The following is a 17,721-nucleotide window of genomic DNA, read 5'->3' as shown; positions in this document are numbered from 1 at the left end:
GCCCCGACCCGAAGAACAAACAGAACGCGCCCCAAAGGGGCGCGAGGAACTGCGCGAAGACGAGGACAGACCCGCACCCGACGAACAGACCCGAAGGGGCAGCACCCAGGGGCGCGAGGAACTGCGCAAAACCACCGACCGACGGCACAGGAACAAGTGCGCCCAGCACAGGAAACCCAGGGGCGCGAGGAACTGCGCAAAACCCACGAGCGACCGCACAGGAACAGGCGCGTCCCGCCGGACAGACCTACGAAGCGCAAGCGAAGGCGACCCGCGAGGGACTACCGTCCGGACACCACGACCCCGAGCAGCCCGGGCCCGGTATGCGCCCCGATCACCGCGCCCACCTCGCTGACGTGCAACTCCCCCAGCCCGGGGATACGTTCCCGCAGTCGCTCGGCGAGCGCCGCGGCCTTCTCGGCCGCCGCGAGGTGATGGACCGCGATGTCGACCGGTCCCCCGACCCCCGCCCGGTCCGCCGCGATCTCCTCCAGCCGGGCGATCGCCTTCGCCGCGGTGCGTACCTTCTCCAGCGGTTCGATCCGCCCGTCGGCCAGTTGGAGCAGCGGTTTCACGGCGAGCGCGGACCCGAACAGCGCCTGGGCCGTCCCGATCCGTCCGCCGCGTCGCAGATAGTCGAGGGTGTCGACGTAGAAGTAGGCGGAGGTGGCCGCCGCGCGCTTCTCGGCCGCGGCGACCGCCTCGTCGATCCCCGCGCCCGCCGCGGCGGCCTGGGCCGCGGCGACGGCGCAGAACCCGAGGGCCATGGCGATCATGCCGGTGTCGACCACATGGACGGGCACCGGAGCGTCCCGCGCGGCGAGCACGGCCGCGTCGTACGTACCGGACAGTTCCGAGGAGAGATGGAGCGAGACGATGCCCGGGGCTCCCGACCGGGCGACCTCGCGGTAGGTGGCGGCGAAGACCTCGGGGGCGGGCCGGGAGGTGGTGACGGGGCGGCGCTTCTGGAGGGCCTGGGCGAGCGAGCGGGCGGAGATCTCGGTGCCCTCCTCCAGCGCCTGGTCACCGAGGACGACGGTCAGCGGAACCGAGGTGATGTCGTGCTGCCGCATCGCCCGCTCCGGCAGGTAGGCCGTGGAATCGGTGACGATGGCGACATGGCTGGACATGGGCTGGAGATTACCCGCCGGGCCTGCGGAGCGGCAGTCCGGGCCGTCGGGGAGCGGTGACCGGAGGGGCCCGGTCAGGTGGTGCTCTCCGGGCGGGGCTTCTTCTCCCACGAGTAGGTGGGCCGGGCGACGGGCGGCGCGATGGCCGGAGCGGCCGGCTCGGCACCGCCTGCGGGCCAGGTCTGCTCCTGGGCCCCGGCGCGGCCTTCGGGACCGGCGGGCGCGGGCCAGGGCGCGGGGCCGTCCTTGGCGGGCTCGGCGGACGCGGACGCGGTGGACGCCGACGAAGGTGCGCCGGCCGGGTCCTGCGCGCCGGGGCCCGCTTCGGTGGTCCAGTGCCGCAGGGCGCCCGCCTCCATGTCGATCTGGAGGCTGAGGGAGTCCAGGTCGTCGTTGGCGAAGCGGTGGGCGCGGTCGCGGGCCGCCCAGCGCAGGGCGTCGGCGGACTTGGTGATCTGGTCGGTGCGCTCACGCATCTCGGGCAGCGCGGCGGAGAGCCGGGAGCGGTCGGGCTCGGTCTCCAGCCGCTTCAGCTCGCGGTCGAGCTCATGGCCGTGGGTGCTGAGCCGGTCGAAGAGGCTGAGGGACTCCCGCAGCGACTCGTCCTCGCCGACGGCCGCCTGGAGGGCGTCCTGGGTGGCCCGCATGGAGGTGCGCAGCTTCAGCCGCAGCTGGGCCAGCTCCCCGGCGGCACCCGGCTGGGTGTAGGACTTCGCCTTGAGGGTGGTGTCCTCGACGGTGCGCCGCGCCTGGTGGATCGTGCGGTCCACGCCGCGCTTGGCCGCGCCGACGACCTTGACCGTGGCGTACACCCCGAGCGCGACCAGCAGGACGAAGAGCAACGCCACGACGGCGATCACGGCTTCCATGACGGTCCTCTCCCGGTCCTGCGACGTCTCTTCAACGGTAAACGCAAAAGGCGGTGCGCGAGTTCCATCCCGGCCCCCGTCCCACCCGTAGGGGATACCCCCGGCCCGCCGACCGGGTCCGGCTCCCCGAGGACAGTGTCCCCGGGGGCCGGGCCGTTCAAGCGGGCGGGCCGGTGGATCGGCGGGTCACATGGGGACGATGTTGACCAGCTTCGGCGCCCGCACGACGACCTTGCGGATGCCCGCGCCGTCCAGCGCGGCCCGTACCTTGTCGTCGGCCAGGGCGATCCGCTCCAGTTCCTCGTCTGAGATCGACGGGGAGACCTCCAGCCGGGCCTTGACCTTGCCCTTGATCTGGACGACGCAGGTCACGGTCTCGTCCACGACGTAGGCGGGGTCGGCGACCGGGAAGTCCTGGTGGACGACCGAGTCGGTGCGGCCCAGCTTGCGCCACAGTTCCTCGGCGATGTGCGGGGCCAGCGGCGCGATCATCAGCACCAGGGGCTCGGCCACCGCGCGCGGGAGGGGGCCGTTCGCCTTGGTCAGATGGTTGTTCAGCTCGGTGAGCTTGGCGATCGCGGTGTTGAAGCGCAGCCCCTCCAGGTCCTGGCGGACGCCGTCGACGGCCTTGTGCAGGGCGCGCAGCGTGTCCTCGGCGGGCTCGTCGCCGGTGACGGTGACGTCGCCGGTCGTCTCGTCCACGAGGTTGCGCCACAGCCGCTGGAGCAGCCGGTACTGACCGACGACCGCGCGGGTGTCCCACGGCCGGGAGACGTCCAGGGGGCCCATGGCCATCTCGTACAGCCGCAGGGTGTCGGCGCCGTACTCGGCGGCGATCTCGTCCGGGGTGACGGCGTTCTTCAGGGACTTGCCCATCTTGCCGAGCAGTCGGCTCACCCGCTCGCCCTGGTGGAAGAACGCGCCGTCGCGCTCCTCGATCTCGGCGGCGGGTACGGCGATGCCACGGCTGTCGCGGTAGACGTACGCCTGGATCATGCCCTGGTTGAACAGCTTGTGGAACGGCTCCGGCGAGGAGATGTGGCCCAGGTCGAACAGGACCTTCGACCAGAAGCGGGCGTACAGCAGATGCAGGACGGCGTGTTCGGCGCCGCCCACGTACAGGTCGACGCCGCCGGTGGGCATCCCCGCGCGCGGGGACATCCAGTAGCGCTCGATGTCGGGGTCGACCAGCCGCTGGTCGTTGTGCGGGTCCAGGTAGCGCAGTTCGTACCAGCAGGAGCCCGCCCAGTTGGGCATGGTGTTGGTCTCGCGGCGGTACGCGCGCGGGCCGTCGCCGAGGTCCAGGGTGACGTTGACCCAGTCGGCGTTGCGCGACAGCGGGGTCTCGGGGCGGGTGTCGGCGTCGTCGGGGTCGAAGGTGCGCGGCGAGTAGTCGTCGACCTCGGGCAGTTCCAGGGGCAGCATCGACTCGGGCAGGGCGTGGGCGACGCCGTCCTCGTCGTAGACGATGGGGAAGGGCTCGCCCCAGTAGCGCTGGCGGCTGAACAGCCAGTCGCGCAGCCGGAAGTTGACGGTGCCGTGGCCGATGCCCTCGCGCTCCAGCCACTCCGTGATACGGGCCTTGGCGGCGGTGACGTCCAGGCCGTCCAGGGTGATGCCGTCGCCCGCGGAGTTGACGATCCGCGCGTCGTACGAGGCGAAGGCGTCGTCCCATTCGGCGGGGTCGGTGCCGCGGCCGTCGCTCGGCTCGACGACGCAGCGCATGGGCAGTTCGAAGGCGCGCGCGAAGGCGAAGTCGCGGGTGTCGTGGGCGGGCACGGCCATGATGGCGCCGGTGCCGTAGCCCATGAGGACGTAGTCGGCGATGAAGACGGGGACCTGTTCGCCGCTGACCGGGTTGGTGGCGTGGGCGCCGGTGAAGACGCCGGTCTTCTCCTTGGCGTCGGCCTGCCGCTCCACGTCGGACTTGGCGGCGGCCTGCTTGCGGTAGGCGGCGACGGCGTCACCGGGGGTGGCGTGGCCGCCCGTCCAGACGTCGTGGGTGCCCTCGGGCCAGGCGGCCGGGACGATCCGGTCGACCAGGTCGTGTTCGGGCGCCAGCACCATGTAGGTGGCCCCGAAGAGGGTGTCCTGGCGGGTGGTGAAGACGGTGATGACGCCGGTGCCGGGCGCGGTGGCCGGGCCGCCGGAGACGGCGCCGGTGGCGGGGACGGCCCCCGGGCCGTCGGTGCTCACCGGGAAGTCGACGCGGGCGCCCTCGGAGCGGCCGATCCAGTTGCGCTGCTGGAGCTTGATGGCCTCGGGCCAGTCCAGGCCGTCCAGGTCGTCCAGCAGGCGGTCCGCGTAGGCGGTGATGCGCATGTTCCACTGGCGCAGCTTCGACTTGAAGACGGGGAAGTTGCCGCGCTCGGAACGGCCGTCGGAGGTGACCTCCTCGTTCGCCAGGACGGTGCCCAGACCGGGCGCCCAGTTGACGGGTGCCTCGGAGGCGTAGGCCAGGCGGTAGCCGCTCAGGACCTCGGCGCGTTCGGCGGCGTCCAGCTCGGGCCACGCGCGCGTGGCACCCGGTACGGCGCGCTCACCGGAGGCGAACTGGGCGATCAGCTCGTCGATCGGGCGGGCCTTGCCGGCCTCGTCGTCGTACCAGGAGTTGTAGATCTGGAGGAAGATCCACTGGGTCCACTTGTAGTACGCGGGGTCGATCGTGGCGATCGAGCGGCGCTGGTCGTGGCCCAGGCCCAGCCTGCGCAGCTGCCGCTTCATGTTGTCCATGGCCGCCTCGGTGGACACCCGGGGGTGGGTGCCGGTGGCGACCGCGTGCTGTTCGGCGGGCAGGCCGAAGGCGTCGAAGCCCAGGGTGTGCAGGACGTTGTGCCCGGTCATGCGCTGGTAGCGGGCGTACACATCGGTGGCGATGTACCCGAGGGGGTGGCCGACGTGCAGTCCCGCGCCCGAGGGGTACGGGAACATGTCCATGATGAACTTCTTGGGGCGGGCGACGGTGGCGGGGTCACCGGCCAGGTCACCGGTCGGGTTGGGCGCCTCGTAGGTGCCCTCGGCCTCCCAGAAGTCCTGCCAGCGTGCCTCGATACCGGCGGCCATGGCGGCCGTGTAGCGGTGCGGAGCGGCCGCCTCGACGGCGGCCTGGGCGATCCCGCCCGCGGGCCCCTCGGGGGCGCTCTCCGCGGCGGCGGGGGAAGAATTCGTCTCGCTCATGATCCCTAAAGCTCCATCGATCGTCATCTGCCTGCGGGCGTCGACCCGTTCGGGTCCGGTCGCGGCACGGTCCGGAAACGAAAAAACCCCTCGCACAGGAGGGGGCGCCGCGCCGATGCCGACCGGATTCGTCATCCGTCGGGACTGATCAGCGCGGCCCGCTAAGCAGAAGGCGTACGGCACGCATGGCGCCAGGGTACCGCAGGGCCCGCATCGTCGCGACGGTACAGGCGTGCGGTCGCCGCGCGCGCGTGGGAGCCCTCTCACCCGGACATGGGAACGCCCTCACGCGCGCGGGGTGACCGGTGGCGAGCTGTGGGTGGGGGCGTCCGGCACGGGAGTCCCCACGCGTGCGTGGATGCGACCGAAGGGGCGCGGTGTCCGGCGTCATGTGAGAGACCGGTGACGCCTTGATGAGGATCGGCACACAGAATCATTGGCCATCGATTACTTCGCGTACCGCCCGCTAACGGGACAACACAAAGATCATGCGCCTCTTTGATAACAGGGTAATAACTCAAACCCCGCACCCCTCGGTATGGGGCCACTTAGAGTGCGGCGGCGGGACCACTGTGCCGCGTCGTTCGGAGTCGCCCCATGAACCCTCGTCGGAAAGTCCGCCCCTCCCGCGCCCCTAAACCGTGGGCCCGGGGAGGCACGGCAGCCGGAGTGATGCTGCTGATACCCCTGCTCGCCGTCATCGGAGGTGAGGGATTCCGTGATTTCGTCAACCACGGCGCGGGAGTGCTCTCCCTGGTCTCGCTCACCTCCTCGGTGCTCTGGGGACTCGTCGCGTCGGACCGGGTCTTCCTGAACTCCCGTCAGCGACTGGTGGCCCAGGGCATCCACCGCGCGACGGCCGTCGCCGCGATCGTCTTCCTCCTGCTGCACATCAGCGTCAAGATCGCGCTGGACCACACCACCGTCCTCGCCGCCCTGGTCCCCTTCGGGCTCGGCGTGGACGGCGCCGCCGGACTCATCGGGTTCGGCTCGCTGGCGGCCCTGCTGATGGTCGCCACGGGCCTCACCGGCGCCCTGCGCAGCGCCTTCGCCTCCCCGGCCCCGGTGGCCGCCCGCTGGCGTGCGGTGCACACGCTGGCGTACCCCGCCTGGTGCTCGGCCCTGGTGCACGGGCTGTTCGCCGGACGCCCCGCGGCGGGGTGGATCACGTTCCTGTACGGCATGAGCCTGGTGGCCGTCATCGGGGCGCTCGGGCTGCGTGCGGCGCCCGCCCCGGTGCGGCGGAGGGTCACCGCCCAGGTGCTCGCCGTCCTGGGGTCCGGCCATCGGCCGGGCGGCCGGGCCCCGCGCGACACCGCCGAGATGCCGCTGCCGGGTGTCGCGCCCCCCACGCGCGGGTGGGCCACGGCATCCCGCGCGTGGGACACCGGTCCGCCGCCCCTGTCCACCACGCTCCGGCCCCGCTCCGGCGAACCCCCGGCGCCCGCCCCGGCCGCCCGGGTCACCGCGTCCCCGGGGCGCCCCGACGAACCGGGCGGCGGGCTCGGGATGGCCGCCGCGTACCGGGCCGTCCCGACGCCCCCGCCGCCGTACCCGGAGGCACCGCCCGGCGCCTTCCCCGACGACCACCGGGCGGTACCGGACAGCTACCCGGGCAGCCGGGTCCCCGTGGATGTGCGGCCCACCGGCGGCGTCCCCCGCCAGGGCGACGGCGCGGAGCGCTGGCCGGCCCCGTCACCCCGGCCGCCCGCCGAGGCCCCGCGGTCGCTCTACGACCCGCTCGCCTCGACCCCCTACGGAAGCACCCCCACGTACCCCGCGACCGGCCACACCCCCACCGAACAGCTCCCGGGGCCCTTCCAGGCGCCCAGCTCCGGTGAGCCCTGGAACGCGCCCACCGGAGGAGCCAATTGAACGGCGGAGCGGCCCTGCCCGACGTGCCCGAGGTCCGGGTCGTCGGACTGCCTCAGCTGACCTCGGGGTTCGACCTCGTGGAACGGCTCGACCTCGGCACGCATCTCCAGGTGCACGGTCCCCTCGAACCGATCGGCGGGGAGCGGTTGGCCGCGCTGGCCGAGCGGATCTCGCTGCGGGGGCGCGGCGGCGCCGGGTTCCCGTTCGCCAGGAAACTGCGTTCCGTGGCCGACGCCGCGATCCGCCGGGGAGTGCGCCCCGTGGTCGTCGTCAACGGCAGCGAGGACGAGCCCGCGTGCCGCAAGGACACGGTCCTGATCAACCGGGCCCCGCATCTCGTCCTCGACGGCGCGCTGCTGGCCGCGGAGGCCCTCGGCGCGCGGACCCTGGTGGTCGGGGTGACCCGGGAGTCCACCCAGCGGTCCATGGAGCGGGCGCTCGCCGAGCGCGGTCTGTCGAACCGGCGCGGGGCCTCCATGCGCGCGCGGGTGCAGCGCAACCCGGTGCGCATGGTCACCGGTGAGTCGTCGGCGTTGATCCGCTCGGCCGACGGGGGCCCGGCCCGGCCTCCGGGGCGCAAGGTGCGCGCCTCGGAGGCGGGTGTCGGTGGCGCCCCGACACTGCTGTCCAACGCGGAAACGTTCGCGCAGCTCGCGATAGCCGCCCGGACGGGCGCCGACCGGTACCGCAGGACCGGTCTGCGGGACGAGCCGGGCACGGTGCTGCTGACGGTGTCCGGCGCGGTCGCCCGGCCGATGGTCCTGGAGGCGCCCTCGGGTGTCCCCCTGCGGTACGTCCTGCAACTGGCCGGTGCCCCGCCGCTGCCGCAGGGCGTGCTGACGGGCGGCTACCACGGCAGATGGCTCGACACGGCCACCGCGCACGACGCGATCGTCTCCCGCGCGGCGCTGGAGGCGGCGGGCGGCGCGCTCGGCGCGGGCGCGATCCTGCCCCTCGGCCAGGACACCTGTCCGCTGGGCGAGGCCCTGCTGGTGGCGCGGTGGCTGGCGGGCGAGAGCGCCGGGCAGTGCGGCCCCTGCTACCGGGGGCTCCCGGCCGCCGCCCGGGGCCTGGAGGACGTGCTGAACGGCGGCGGACCGGCCGCACTGGAGGCGTTGCGACAGATCACCCACGCCGTGAAGCGGCGGGGCGCGTGCAAGCACCCGGACGGTTCCGCGGCGTTCATCGAGTCCTCCGTCTCCGCGTTCACCGACGACCTCGCGGCGCATGTGCTCGGCAGCGGCTGCGGCCGTCCCGTGCGGGGCGTGCTGCCGCTCCAGGAGGAGCCCGCGCCGGGCACGGGGACCGGGGGCGACGCGGGCCCCAGCGGACAGCGCCTCGCGGTGGACTGGACGCTGTGCCAGGGGCACGGGCTGTGCGCCGACATCGTGCCCGAGCTGATCCAGCTCGGGCAGGACGGCTATCCGTCCGTGGCGGAGGCCGCGGTGCCGCGCTACTCGCAGGCCCGCGCGGTGCGGGCCGTGCGCCGCTGCCCGGCCCTGGCGTTGCGGCTGGAGGAGGACCCCGCGAAGGCGGCGGGCCGTTCGGTGCTGCCGATGCTCCAGCCGGGCCGGGGCCGCCGCGCCCTGGGCAGCGGCCGGGAGTGAGACCACGCGCACGCACGCGCGCGGGACGTTGACTGAGACGACGGGGTGGACGCGGAAGGTCCCGCCCGGAGTACCGGGCGGGACCTTCCGTCAACCGCTTGTGGAGCTAAGGAGAATTGAACTCCTGACCTCCTGCATGCCATGCAGGCGCTCTACCAACTGAGCTATAGCCCCTCGTGGTGCACCGCCCGGTCTCCCCGGCGGCGACGCCAACATTAACGGTCCTCCCAGCCGTTCACCAAATCGATTCCGGTTCGCGGCGGCGCGGAGGATTCCGCCCGGGATGTCCCCCGCCGGGGCGGGCGGGCGGATCAGGCCGTGGCGAAGGAGTAGAAGCGTTTGAGGGTGCAGTGCTCGTCCAGCAGCCGGCCGTAGATCGGCTCGCCCTCCAGCTCACGATAGGTCTCGATGGGGTCGCCTTTTATGATCAGCGCCCGCGCGCATTCCTCGCACCAGTACTGGTAGTCCGGGTTGACCGGCTCCATGTCCCGGACGATCGGCGTCCCGCTGCCGCACCAATCGCATTTGCGCCTGTGTGCACCCATCGATCAGCTCCAGGAGTGGCCGCAGGCCGTGCACATGAAGGAGACCCCGCCGTTGTCGCCGAGCAGCTGGGCGACCTGGGTGGAGCCGCAGGAGGGGCAGTCGATGAGGGACCTGGTGGGGCGCCCGGGGAGTATGCCGTCCCCGCGTGGCACCGCCAGGGCGAGGAGGTGGTCTTCCCCCTCGCGGATGCTCGCAGGCATCGCTTCTCCCTCCCGTCGGGACGCGTCCCCCATCCGGCCGTTTGATTCTGCCACGACGGGAGCACCACGGTCAGCGACGTACGCGTACCGGTCCGGACACGGCGTCCGCCCAGGGCCCAGGCTTGTACGAGGACCCGTGCGCGGGGAACGCGTCCACCGGTGCGATACGTCTGTGCCCCTCCACGTACCTCGACGGAGCGCCGGGCAACCGCGCGGGCCGGGAAAATGGCCACCAAGAACCCGCGTTTGTCCAGTACCCGTGCCCCGCACAGGCGTCCTGTCTCGGCACGGGCATACGCGAAGGGCGACCGGGCCGCGTCCCGCGCGGTACCGATCGCCCTTCCAAGTGTGGAGCTAAGGAGAATTGAACTCCTGACCTCCTGCATGCCATGCAGGCGCTCTACCAACTGAGCTATAGCCCCTTGCGTTCTTCCCGCCCTGCGGGCTGAACAAGAAGAACTTTAGCCTGGGAGCCGCCGGAAAGTGAAATCCGTGCCGACGGCCGCCCGACCGGTCACGCGGTGGCGTGAACCCGTCAGTCGTCGTCGCCGAGGACCGGCTCCGGGAGGGTGCCCGCGTTGTGCTCCAGCAGGCGCCAGCCGCGCGCGCCGCGGCCCAGTACGGACCAGCAGCAGTTGGACAGGCCGCCGAGGCTCTCCCAGTGGTGGGAGTCGAGCCCCAGGAGGCGCCCGATGGTGGTGCGGATGGTGCCGCCATGGCTGACGACGACCAGCGTGCCCTCGTCGGGAAGCTTCTCGGCGTGCGCGAGGACCACGGGGGCCGCGCGGTCGGCGACCTCGGTCTCCAGCTCGCCGCCGCCCCGGCGGATGGGCTCGCCGCGCTTCCACGCCGCGTACTCGTCACCGTGCCGCGCGATGATCTCGTCGTGCGTGAGGCCCTGCCACACGCCCGCGTACGACTCGCGCAGGCCCTCGTCGTGGGTGACGTCGAGGCCGGTGAGCGCTGCCAGCTCGGCGGCCGTGGAGGCCGCGCGCTGGAGGTCCGAGGCGATGATCGCGTCGGGGTTCAGCGAGGCGAGCAGCCGGGCGGCACGACGGGCCTGGAGGACACCCGTACCGGTCAGGCCGATGTCCGTGGTGCCCTGGAAGCGCCGCTCCAGGTTCCACGCGGTCTGGCCGTGCCGCCAGAGGATGATCCGGCGGCTGGGGCCCGACTCGGAGAAGGGCTTGAGGTCCGTGCGGGAGGAAGCGCTCACAGCATTTCCCCGCCGAGCTCGCGCAGCCCTGAAGCCTCCTCGGCCGCCTGGGTGCGCTGGGAGTGCTCGGCGCCCTTGCCGCGGGTCGCCTTGGCCTCTTCGGGCAGGTCGATCTCGGGGCAGTCCTTCCACAGCCGCTCAAGGGAGTAGAAGACGCGCTCCTCGCTGTGCTGCACATGGACGACGATGTCGACGTAGTCCAGCAGGACCCAGCGGGCCTCGCGGTCGCCCTCGCGGCGCACGGGCTTGACGCCCAGCTCCTTGCTCAGCCGCTCCTCGATCTCGTCGACGATCGACTTGACCTGGCGGTCGTTGGGCGCGGAGGCCAGCAGGAAGGCGTCCGTGATCGACAGGACGTCACTGACGTCGTAGGCGATGATGTCGTGCGCGAGCTTGTCGGCAGCGGCCTGTGCGGCGGCGGAGATCAGCTCAAGGGAACGGTCAGTTGCGGTCACTGCGCGGCTTTCCTTCGACGGTCGGGTGTCTCCCAAGCGTCTCACGGACCGCTGACAGCTCACGAAACGGTCACCTTCCGTGGCCGCACGAATACGCCCCGCCTGGGCGGAGGCGGGGGGCCACGCGCGCGTGGACCCCCGCTCCGAACGCTCGCTACGGGCTGTCGGCGCCCTTCTTGGGGGTGTAGTCCGGACCGAGGACCACCGCGACCTCCGCGTTGCCGTCGACCTCGCCCTTGCGGACCGCCGACGCGGGCAGGTCCAGGGTCTTGGCGACCTCCACGGCGTCGGACTCGCGGGCGTCACTGGCGTAGAGCACCCGGGTCGCCGCGACGGCGTCGCCCTTGCCGCCCTCGACGAAGGTGTAGCCGCCGTTGACGAGCACGACCCGCGCGGCCTCGGTGGCGTCACCGGAGCCGCCGGCGTCACGGACGCTGACCCGGACGGCGTCGCCCTGTTCGGGGCTCTTCACGGTGCCGCCGAGCAGCGGTTTGACGACGGTCTCGGTGGCCTGCGCGGTGAGCGCGCCGTCGGACTCGACGGGCAGCAGCGCGGTCTTGTAGTCGCCGCCCTTGGCCCGGTCGGAGAGCCTCGCCAGAAAGGCCCCCAGGTCCTTCTCCGACAGGGACGGGTCGAGGATCTGCGCGAGCGACTCGACGGTGACGGTGGCGGACCCGGCGTCGGACGAGATCTTGCGCAGGATGCCCTGCATGACCTGGCCGAAGCGGGCGAGCTGGAACTCCTCGCCCTCCCCCGGGGCGCGGTAGGTGGCGTAGGCGACGGCCATCCGCCCGCTGAGGGTCTGCTGGGCGCCCTGCTTGACGAGCGGCGCCTCGCCCTTCCTGGCCTTCTCCGAGGGCACGTTCGCGTCGGTGTCGACGTCGATGTTGCCGACCAGGTCGACCAGGTTGCTCAGGAACGGGGTGTCCAGTCGCCAGGTGCCCTCGATACGGGTCCCCAGGAGGGTGTCCACGGACTCGCGGGTGCCGCTGGAGCCGTCGGCCTCGACGGACTTGGCGAGCGTGGTGGTGGAGCCGTCGTCGGCGCTGACGGAGAGCGCGTTGGGCAGCAGGACGGTGTTGCCCTGCTTGGTGGTGGTGTTGTCGACGAGCAGCGCGGTGGAGGTGCCGCCCTTCTTGGTGTTGTGCAGGTGCACGAGGACCACGTCGCGCTTCTGCGGTCCCGCCGCTGGGCCGCTCGACCCCTCGTCGTCCGAGAGTCCGGGCAGTTTGCCGGCGAGCCACAGATAGCCGACGCCGCCGACCACGATCAGCGCGAGGACGACGACGAGCGCGACGACCCGGCCCCGCGCGCGGCGCTTGGCCTCCTCGCGGCGCTCGGTGCGGTTCTCGGTGAACGAGAGCCAGTCGATGACGTCCTCGGGTTCGCCCTCGGGTTCCTCCACGAAGGCGAACTGTTCGGTGCGGTAGTCGCGTTGTCCGTCCGCCTGGTCCGACGCGTCCGGACCGGTCGGCCCGGCCGCGGTGTCCGGTGCGGCGGCCTCGGCCGCGTACTGCGTCCCGGGGCCGCCGGCGGTCTGTCCGGGGTCCGTCCCGTGGCCCGGGTACGCCGTGGGTCCGGCCGGGTGGGCGGCGGTGGGCGCGGCGGTCTGCTGGGGGATGTAGGCGGTCTGTTCGGCGGTGCCGGGGGCCGGCGCGTCGGCGTGCTGCCGCTGTCCGGCGGCGCCCGCCTGGCCGTAGGGGTCGTATGGGTCGGCCTGGCCTTGGCCCTGGGCCCCGGGCCCGTCCCCGTAATCGCCGTAGGAGGGCGCTGGGGCCGCGTAGGAGCCGTAGCCCTGGTCCTGGCCGCCATGGGCGTCGCCGTGGCCCTGAGCGGCGCTCTCGTGGCCCTGAGCGGCGTTCCCGTAGCCCTGGGAGGGGTCACCGTAGCCCTGCCCGGTGTCGCCATAGTTCTGCCCGGTGTTGCCGTAGCCCTGGGAGGAGTCGCCGTAGCCCTGGCCGGTCCCGTAGCCGCCGCCCTGGCCCTGCGCCGGGTCGTAGCCCGTGGCCGTGCCGTAGGGCTGCTGCTGGTCGGCCGGGAAGGTGCCGTACGACTGCTGCTGCTCGCCGTAGCCGCCGTGGTCCTGTGGGGTGCCGTAACCCTGGGCGTCCGGGGTGCCGTAGCCCTGCTGGGCGTCGTACGACTGCCCCGGTGCCTGGCCCTGGCCGCCGTACGGGTCGGTCCACTCCGGCTGCCGGCGGGACTGCTCGGGGGCGTTCGCCTGCTGGTAGACGGGACGGCCGTACTCGTCGTAACCGGCCAGTTCGTAGCTGGCGAATCCGTCGGAGCCGTCGGAACCCTCGGGGTCCGTCCCGCCCGGATGGCCGTCGTAGCGGTCGTCTCGACCGTTCACAGGTCCCCCTCCCGGTTCAGTCGCCGCGGTACAGGTCGCGCTTGTCGATGTAGCGCACCACGCCGTCGGGCACCAGGTACCAGACGGGGGCTCCCGCCGAGACTCTCGCGCGGCAGTCGGTGGACGAGATGGCGAGTGCCGGGACCTCCACGAGGGAGACACCGCCCTCGGGGAGTCCGGGGTCGGTGAGGGGGTGGCCCGGCCGGGTGACCCCGACGAAGTGTGCCAGGGAGAACAGCTCTTCCGTGTACCGCCAGGTCAGGATCTGGCCGAGGGCGTCGGCGCCCGTGATGAAGAAGAGGTCCGTGTCCGGGTTGAGCGCGCGCAGATCACGCAGCGTGTCGGTGGTGTAGGTGGGGCCGCCGCGGTCGATGTCGATCCGGCTCACGGAGAACTGGGGGTTCTCCGCGGTGGCGATGACCGTCATCAGATAGCGGTCCTCGGCGGGCGACACGCGCGTGTCGCTCTTCTGCCAGGGCTGCCCGGTCGGCACGAACACGACCTCGTCGAGATGGAACTGCGCGGCGACCTCGCTCGCCGCCACGAGGTGCCCGTGGTGGATCGGGTCGAACGTTCCGCCCATGACGCCGAGGCGGCGCTTGCCGCTGTCCGCCGGGCCGGTAGGCATGTCCTGCTGTCCCATGCGTGCAGACCCTACCGGCCCGTACCGCGGGACCGGACGCCGGAGGGATTCCGTCACGTTCGGCGGGCGCGGTGGCTCAGCGGGCCGGTGATCCGCCTGCGTACGAAGGTCAGCGGTCCCGGTTGAAGCGGGTGGTGATCCAGAGCAGCAGGAGCAGGGCGAGAAGGGCGCCACCACCCGTGACGAACGGGTTGATGCTCGCGTGGGGGCCGTGGTGCCCGCCCTCGGCGAGGGTGACGAGCTGGGCCGCGTTGCTGTGCAGAGTCATCTTCGGGAGGACCAATCCGGAGTGGGAACGGGCTGGAGACAGGAAGCCTCTGAGGCCATCGTAAGCGTGAGGTAAAGCGGATTCGCGGGAGGGCCGTGGTTACGGGGACCCGGGTCGCCGCGGCGGCGGTCACGCCCCGTCACCCGGGGAGTCCCGACCGGACCCCGGGCAACGGCACGGCGCTGTTCGGCGTCCCTTTCCACGACCGCGCCCCGCGCCCGCGGCGAGCCGTCGGTGACGAGCCGTCGTGACGAACCGTCCGGGCGGAACGGCGCGGCACGGGAACCGAAGCGGACGGCCACCCGTTCAACCGGACGACAACGCGAGACATGGGGGGCGTCATGAGCGACGACAACACCAACGGCACACCGCGGCCGACGGGCGAGGACACCGGCGCGGAGAATCTGCCCGGCAGGCGGCGCAGGCGTTTCCCCGGTATCTCCTCGCGGGCGTACGAGCATCCGGCCGACCGCTCGGCGCTGGTGGCGCTGCGCAAGCTCAGCGGTTTCGACACGGTGTTCAAGGCGCTGAGCGGGCTGCTTCCCGAGCGGAGCCTTCGGCTGCTGTTCCTCTCGGACTCGGTGCGGGTCTCCGACGCCCAGTTCGCCCATCTCAACGACATGCTGCGGGACGCGTGTTACATCCTGGACCTGGAGAAGGTCCCCGCGATGTACGTCAGTCAGAATCCCCAGCCGAACGCGATGTGCATCGGTCTCGACGAGCCGATCATCGTCGTCACCACCGGTCTGATCGAGCTGCTGGACGAGGAGGAGATGCGGGCCGTAGTCGGCCATGAGGTCGGGCACGCCCTGTCGGGGCACGCGGTGTACCGCACGGTCCTGCTGTTCCTGACGAATCTGGCGCTGCGGGTGGCGTGGATACCGCTCGGCAATGTCGCGATCATGGCGATCGTGACGGCGCTGCGCGAGTGGTTCCGCAAGTCGGAGCTGTCGGCCGACCGCGCGGGGCTCCTGGTGGGCCAGGACCTCCAGGCGTCGATGCGGGGCCTGATGAAGATGGCGGGCGGCAACCACCTCCATGAGATGAACGTCGACGCGTTCCTCAAGCAGGCCGAGGAGTACGAGCAGGGCGGCGATCTGCGGGACTCCGTCCTGAAGATCCTGAACGTGCTCCCCCGTACGCACCCCTTCACCACGGTGCGGGCGGCCGAGCTCAAGAAGTGGGCCGAGTCCCGCGACCACCAGCGGCTCATGGACGGTCACTACCCCCGCCGCGACGAGGACAAGGACACCTCCGTGACGGACTCGTTCCGTCAGTCGGCCTCGGCGTACGCCAGTGATGTCCGTGACTCCAAGGACCCGCTGATGAAGCTGGTGACCGACATAGCGGGCGGCGCGGGCGACCTCGGCGGCCGGGTGCGCAGCAGGTTCGGCGGCTCCGGCAAGAGCTCAGGCGGCTCCGGCAGGGGTCCGGACGCCTCCGGCGAGGAGAGCGGCGGGAGCGGCGAGGCCAAGGGCGGCCCCTCCGCGACCTGAGCGCCTGGCGTCCCGCGCCGCGGCCCGAGCGCCCCGGGTCCCGCGATCCGCGCCCGCCGAGCCGGACACTGCGGTGCCCCGACGAGCCCGGTGCCCCGTGGAACCTCACCGCGGGACTCAGTCGCGGGGCGGATCCGGCTGGGCGTTCGAGGAGAGCGTCCCGCACAGACTCGTCGGGGTGCCCGTGGCGTAGGGGTCGGTCCCCGGGGGCGTCCCCGCCCCGGGGACCTGCCCCGCGAGCAGTGGCCGCAGATGCCTCGCCCAGTCGGCCGCGCAGGCCAGCGGCCCGGCCTGCGCGTAGGACATCACCAGTTCGGTCTGATGCCGCCGCAGATCGTCCCGGTCGAACCGGAACAGCAGCTCGCGGCGGACCGTGAACAGCGACGCCGGTGCCGAGGGTCCGCCCCGCGCGGGCCGCAGCGCGTACACGAAGGTGTGGTCGCTGCTGACCTCCAGGGTGTCCGGCCCGGTCTCGGCGGCCCGCAGCGTCCCCTGGACATGGACGCGGGGTTCCGCGAGGGCGGCGCGGGCGGGGTCGAACCGCACCAGCCATCCGGTCGCGGCGTGCAGTCCGTCGGTGGCCGGGCGGGCGAAGCTGCGGTCGAACTGGGTGAGCTGCTCCGGGTCCAGCAGGATGCGCACCGGCCGGACGGCGCGGCCGGTGAGCACGTCCGGGTCGAGGGAGGACTCCACCAGATAGTCCTTGGCGGTGGTCAGCGCGGTGACGACCTGGCTGTCGGAGAAGTTCGCCGTACGCCGTGCGGCCGGAAGGGTGATGCCCTCGGCCCCGATCCGGAACTGGGCGGCGGGGCTGTGCGCGTAGAGCCGGGACGGGACGCCCCCGGGCACGGCGGACAAGGGCGCCAGCGGGATGACCGTCATCCGCAGCGCGCCGGGCGGTCTGACCACCGGGGTGTCGTACGGATGGCGGACACCGAGGTAGACGGCGGTGACGAAGGCCATGGCGATCAGCAGGACGAGGAGCAGGGCCTGCCGGGGCATACCGCCACGGCGCTGCGGGGCGCGGCGGCGGACGGCGGGCGCGTGTTCGGTGATGCGTTCCTCGGCGGAGAACTCCTGGAGCCGGGCAGCACGGACGAACGACTCGTCGAAGACGACGGATCGGTACTCGTCCTCGCCGGGGCCGCCCTCGGGTGTCCCCGGCGGTGGGTCTCCTGGCCCGCCCATACCTTCAGGGTAGGTCTGAAGAGGGCACGGTAAACGCGCTGCCGCGCGACAACTTGCCCCAGGGGTGAGGGCGGCCGGAACCCTACGGTGCCGTGCGGTGTCAGGGGGTGCGGGGCAGTGCCGTCACGGGGGGCCGGGAGTGGTCGGCGGACGTGGCGGGGCCCGTCGGGAGGCTCTTCTCCAGTCCGGTGGAACTGGGCCGGGGCACCGGGTCCTGCCGGCTGGAGGAGGCGCCCCGGTAGACCGCGGCGAAGGCCAGGGCGACCATGCCGACGCCCATGACGAGGGCGAGCAGCCAGGCCACGGGCCGGTGCCAGCGGGCGTGTCCCATGAAGGTGGCGGAGCGGCCGTAGGACTCCTCCAGGATGTCCCGGGCGTACCGGTCGTCGGGGTCGTAGTCGCGGTGCGGACCGAATCCGTCCTGGTCGGAGCCGTCCGGGTCGTCATGGCGACCCGCGCGTGAGCCCGTGCGGCGGGCCTCCGCCTCGGTCGCCTCGGCCCGGGCCTCGGCGGCGGCGAGCAGTCGCTCCACCGCGCTGGGCTCGCGGATCTCGGCGGCCCGGATGAAGTCCTCGTCGAGGACCACGGAGGCGAACTCCTCGTCCGCACTTCCGTGGTCGCGGTCGTCGGGCTCCTCGCCGCCCGGAAGCGGCTTGCCCCCCACGTCCTCCGGCACGTCTCCAGAGTAGACCCGGGGG

Annotated in this window: 15 protein-coding genes and 2 tRNA genes; 3 read left to right on the top strand and 14 right to left on the bottom strand. The window is 72.5% G+C overall.

From position 1 onward, the window contains the following. Positions 1-281: 281 nt before the first annotated feature. The 3 genes from OG711_RS26625 to leuS all read right to left on the bottom strand — a co-directional run bounded on the left by OG711_RS26625 (position 282) and on the right by leuS (position 5,176). The gene (locus OG711_RS26625) at positions 282-1,130 is read right to left on the bottom strand and encodes a DegV family protein (RefSeq protein ID WP_329560874.1); all 849 of its coding nucleotides are present in this window, start codon (positions 1,128-1,130) and stop codon (positions 282-284) included. Positions 1,131-1,204: 74 nt separating this feature from the next. After that, complete coding sequence (locus OG711_RS26620; RefSeq protein WP_266515453.1) at positions 1,205-1,999, bottom strand: hypothetical protein; 795 nt, start codon at positions 1,997-1,999, stop codon at positions 1,205-1,207. A gap of 186 nt (positions 2,000-2,185) precedes the next feature. Continuing rightward, entirely contained in the window at positions 2,186-5,176 is a 2,991-nt protein-coding gene (gene leuS, locus OG711_RS26615; protein ID WP_329560871.1) for a leucine--tRNA ligase, read from the bottom strand. Between the two features lie 672 nt (positions 5,177-5,848). Between leuS and OG711_RS26610 the strand changes: the two genes are divergently transcribed. Continuing rightward, positions 5,849-7,051, top strand: a complete 1,203-nt coding sequence (locus OG711_RS26610; protein ID WP_329560869.1) for a cytochrome b/b6 domain-containing protein — start codon at positions 5,849-5,851, stop codon at positions 7,049-7,051. Continuing rightward, positions 7,048-8,658 carry an NADH-quinone oxidoreductase subunit NuoF family protein gene (locus OG711_RS26605; protein WP_266515460.1) on the top strand — a complete coding sequence of 537 codons (1,611 nt, stop codon included), beginning with the start codon at positions 7,048-7,050 and terminating at the stop codon, positions 8,656-8,658. Before OG711_RS26610 ends, OG711_RS26605 begins: the two co-directional genes overlap by 4 nt. A gap of 101 nt (positions 8,659-8,759) precedes the next feature. Here OG711_RS26605 and OG711_RS26600 read toward each other — a convergent pair. The 9 genes from OG711_RS26600 to OG711_RS26560 form a co-directional block, all read right to left on the bottom strand. Then, positions 8,760-8,832, bottom strand: a tRNA-Ala gene (locus OG711_RS26600). A 137-nt stretch (positions 8,833-8,969) separates the two neighbouring features. Continuing rightward, on the bottom strand, positions 8,970-9,203 hold the full coding sequence (locus OG711_RS26595) for a hypothetical protein (protein ID WP_016643127.1): 234 nt from the start codon (positions 9,201-9,203) through the stop codon (positions 8,970-8,972). Between the two features lie 3 nt (positions 9,204-9,206). After that, positions 9,207-9,404, bottom strand: a complete 198-nt coding sequence (locus OG711_RS26590; RefSeq protein WP_073793686.1) for a hypothetical protein — start codon at positions 9,402-9,404, stop codon at positions 9,207-9,209. A 349-nt stretch (positions 9,405-9,753) separates the two neighbouring features. After that, a tRNA-Ala gene (locus tag OG711_RS26585) sits at positions 9,754-9,826 on the bottom strand. Positions 9,827-9,939: 113 nt separating this feature from the next. Further along, entirely contained in the window at positions 9,940-10,620 is a 681-nt protein-coding gene (locus tag OG711_RS26580; protein WP_073793687.1) for a histidine phosphatase family protein, read from the bottom strand. Then, positions 10,617-11,075: a ribosome silencing factor gene (gene rsfS / locus OG711_RS26575; protein ID WP_073793688.1), complete on the bottom strand. Its 459-nt coding sequence runs from the start codon at positions 11,073-11,075 to the stop codon at positions 10,617-10,619. The genes OG711_RS26580 and rsfS overlap by 4 nt, the downstream gene beginning before the upstream one ends. A gap of 154 nt (positions 11,076-11,229) precedes the next feature. Next, positions 11,230-13,428, bottom strand: coding sequence for an LCP family protein (locus OG711_RS26570; protein WP_329560865.1), 2,199 nt, complete (start codon positions 13,426-13,428; stop codon positions 11,230-11,232). A gap of 16 nt (positions 13,429-13,444) precedes the next feature. Next, positions 13,445-14,071 carry a nicotinate-nucleotide adenylyltransferase gene (nadD, locus tag OG711_RS26565; RefSeq protein ID WP_073793689.1) on the bottom strand — a complete coding sequence of 209 codons (627 nt, stop codon included), beginning with the start codon at positions 14,069-14,071 and terminating at the stop codon, positions 13,445-13,447. A 109-nt stretch (positions 14,072-14,180) separates the two neighbouring features. Then, positions 14,181-14,339, bottom strand: a complete 159-nt coding sequence (locus OG711_RS26560; protein WP_099284147.1) for a hypothetical protein — start codon at positions 14,337-14,339, stop codon at positions 14,181-14,183. A 341-nt stretch (positions 14,340-14,680) separates the two neighbouring features. Here OG711_RS26560 and OG711_RS26555 point away from each other — a divergent pair, with 341 nt between their 5' ends. Continuing rightward, positions 14,681-15,835 carry a M48 family metallopeptidase gene (locus tag OG711_RS26555; RefSeq protein ID WP_329560862.1) on the top strand — a complete coding sequence of 385 codons (1,155 nt, stop codon included), beginning with the start codon at positions 14,681-14,683 and terminating at the stop codon, positions 15,833-15,835. Between the two features lie 117 nt (positions 15,836-15,952). Here the strand turns inward: OG711_RS26555 and OG711_RS26550 are convergent, their stop codons facing one another. Together OG711_RS26550 and OG711_RS26545 are read right to left on the bottom strand one after the other, a co-directional pair. Next, the gene (locus OG711_RS26550; protein ID WP_266515490.1) at positions 15,953-17,023 is read right to left on the bottom strand and encodes an SCO2583 family membrane protein; all 1,071 of its coding nucleotides are present in this window, start codon (positions 17,021-17,023) and stop codon (positions 15,953-15,955) included. 100 nt (positions 17,024-17,123) lie between these two features. Continuing rightward, a complete protein-coding gene (locus OG711_RS26545; protein ID WP_399502814.1) occupies positions 17,124-17,699 on the bottom strand; it encodes an SCO2584 family spore wall biosynthesis protein in 576 nt (191 codons plus the stop codon). Positions 17,700-17,721: the final 22 nt, after the last annotated feature.

The sequence above is a fragment of the Streptomyces uncialis genome (assembly GCF_036250755.1).
Lineage (GTDB): Bacteria > Actinomycetota > Actinomycetes > Streptomycetales > Streptomycetaceae > Streptomyces > Streptomyces uncialis.
This window is presented reverse-complemented; position numbering and strand designations above follow the sequence as displayed.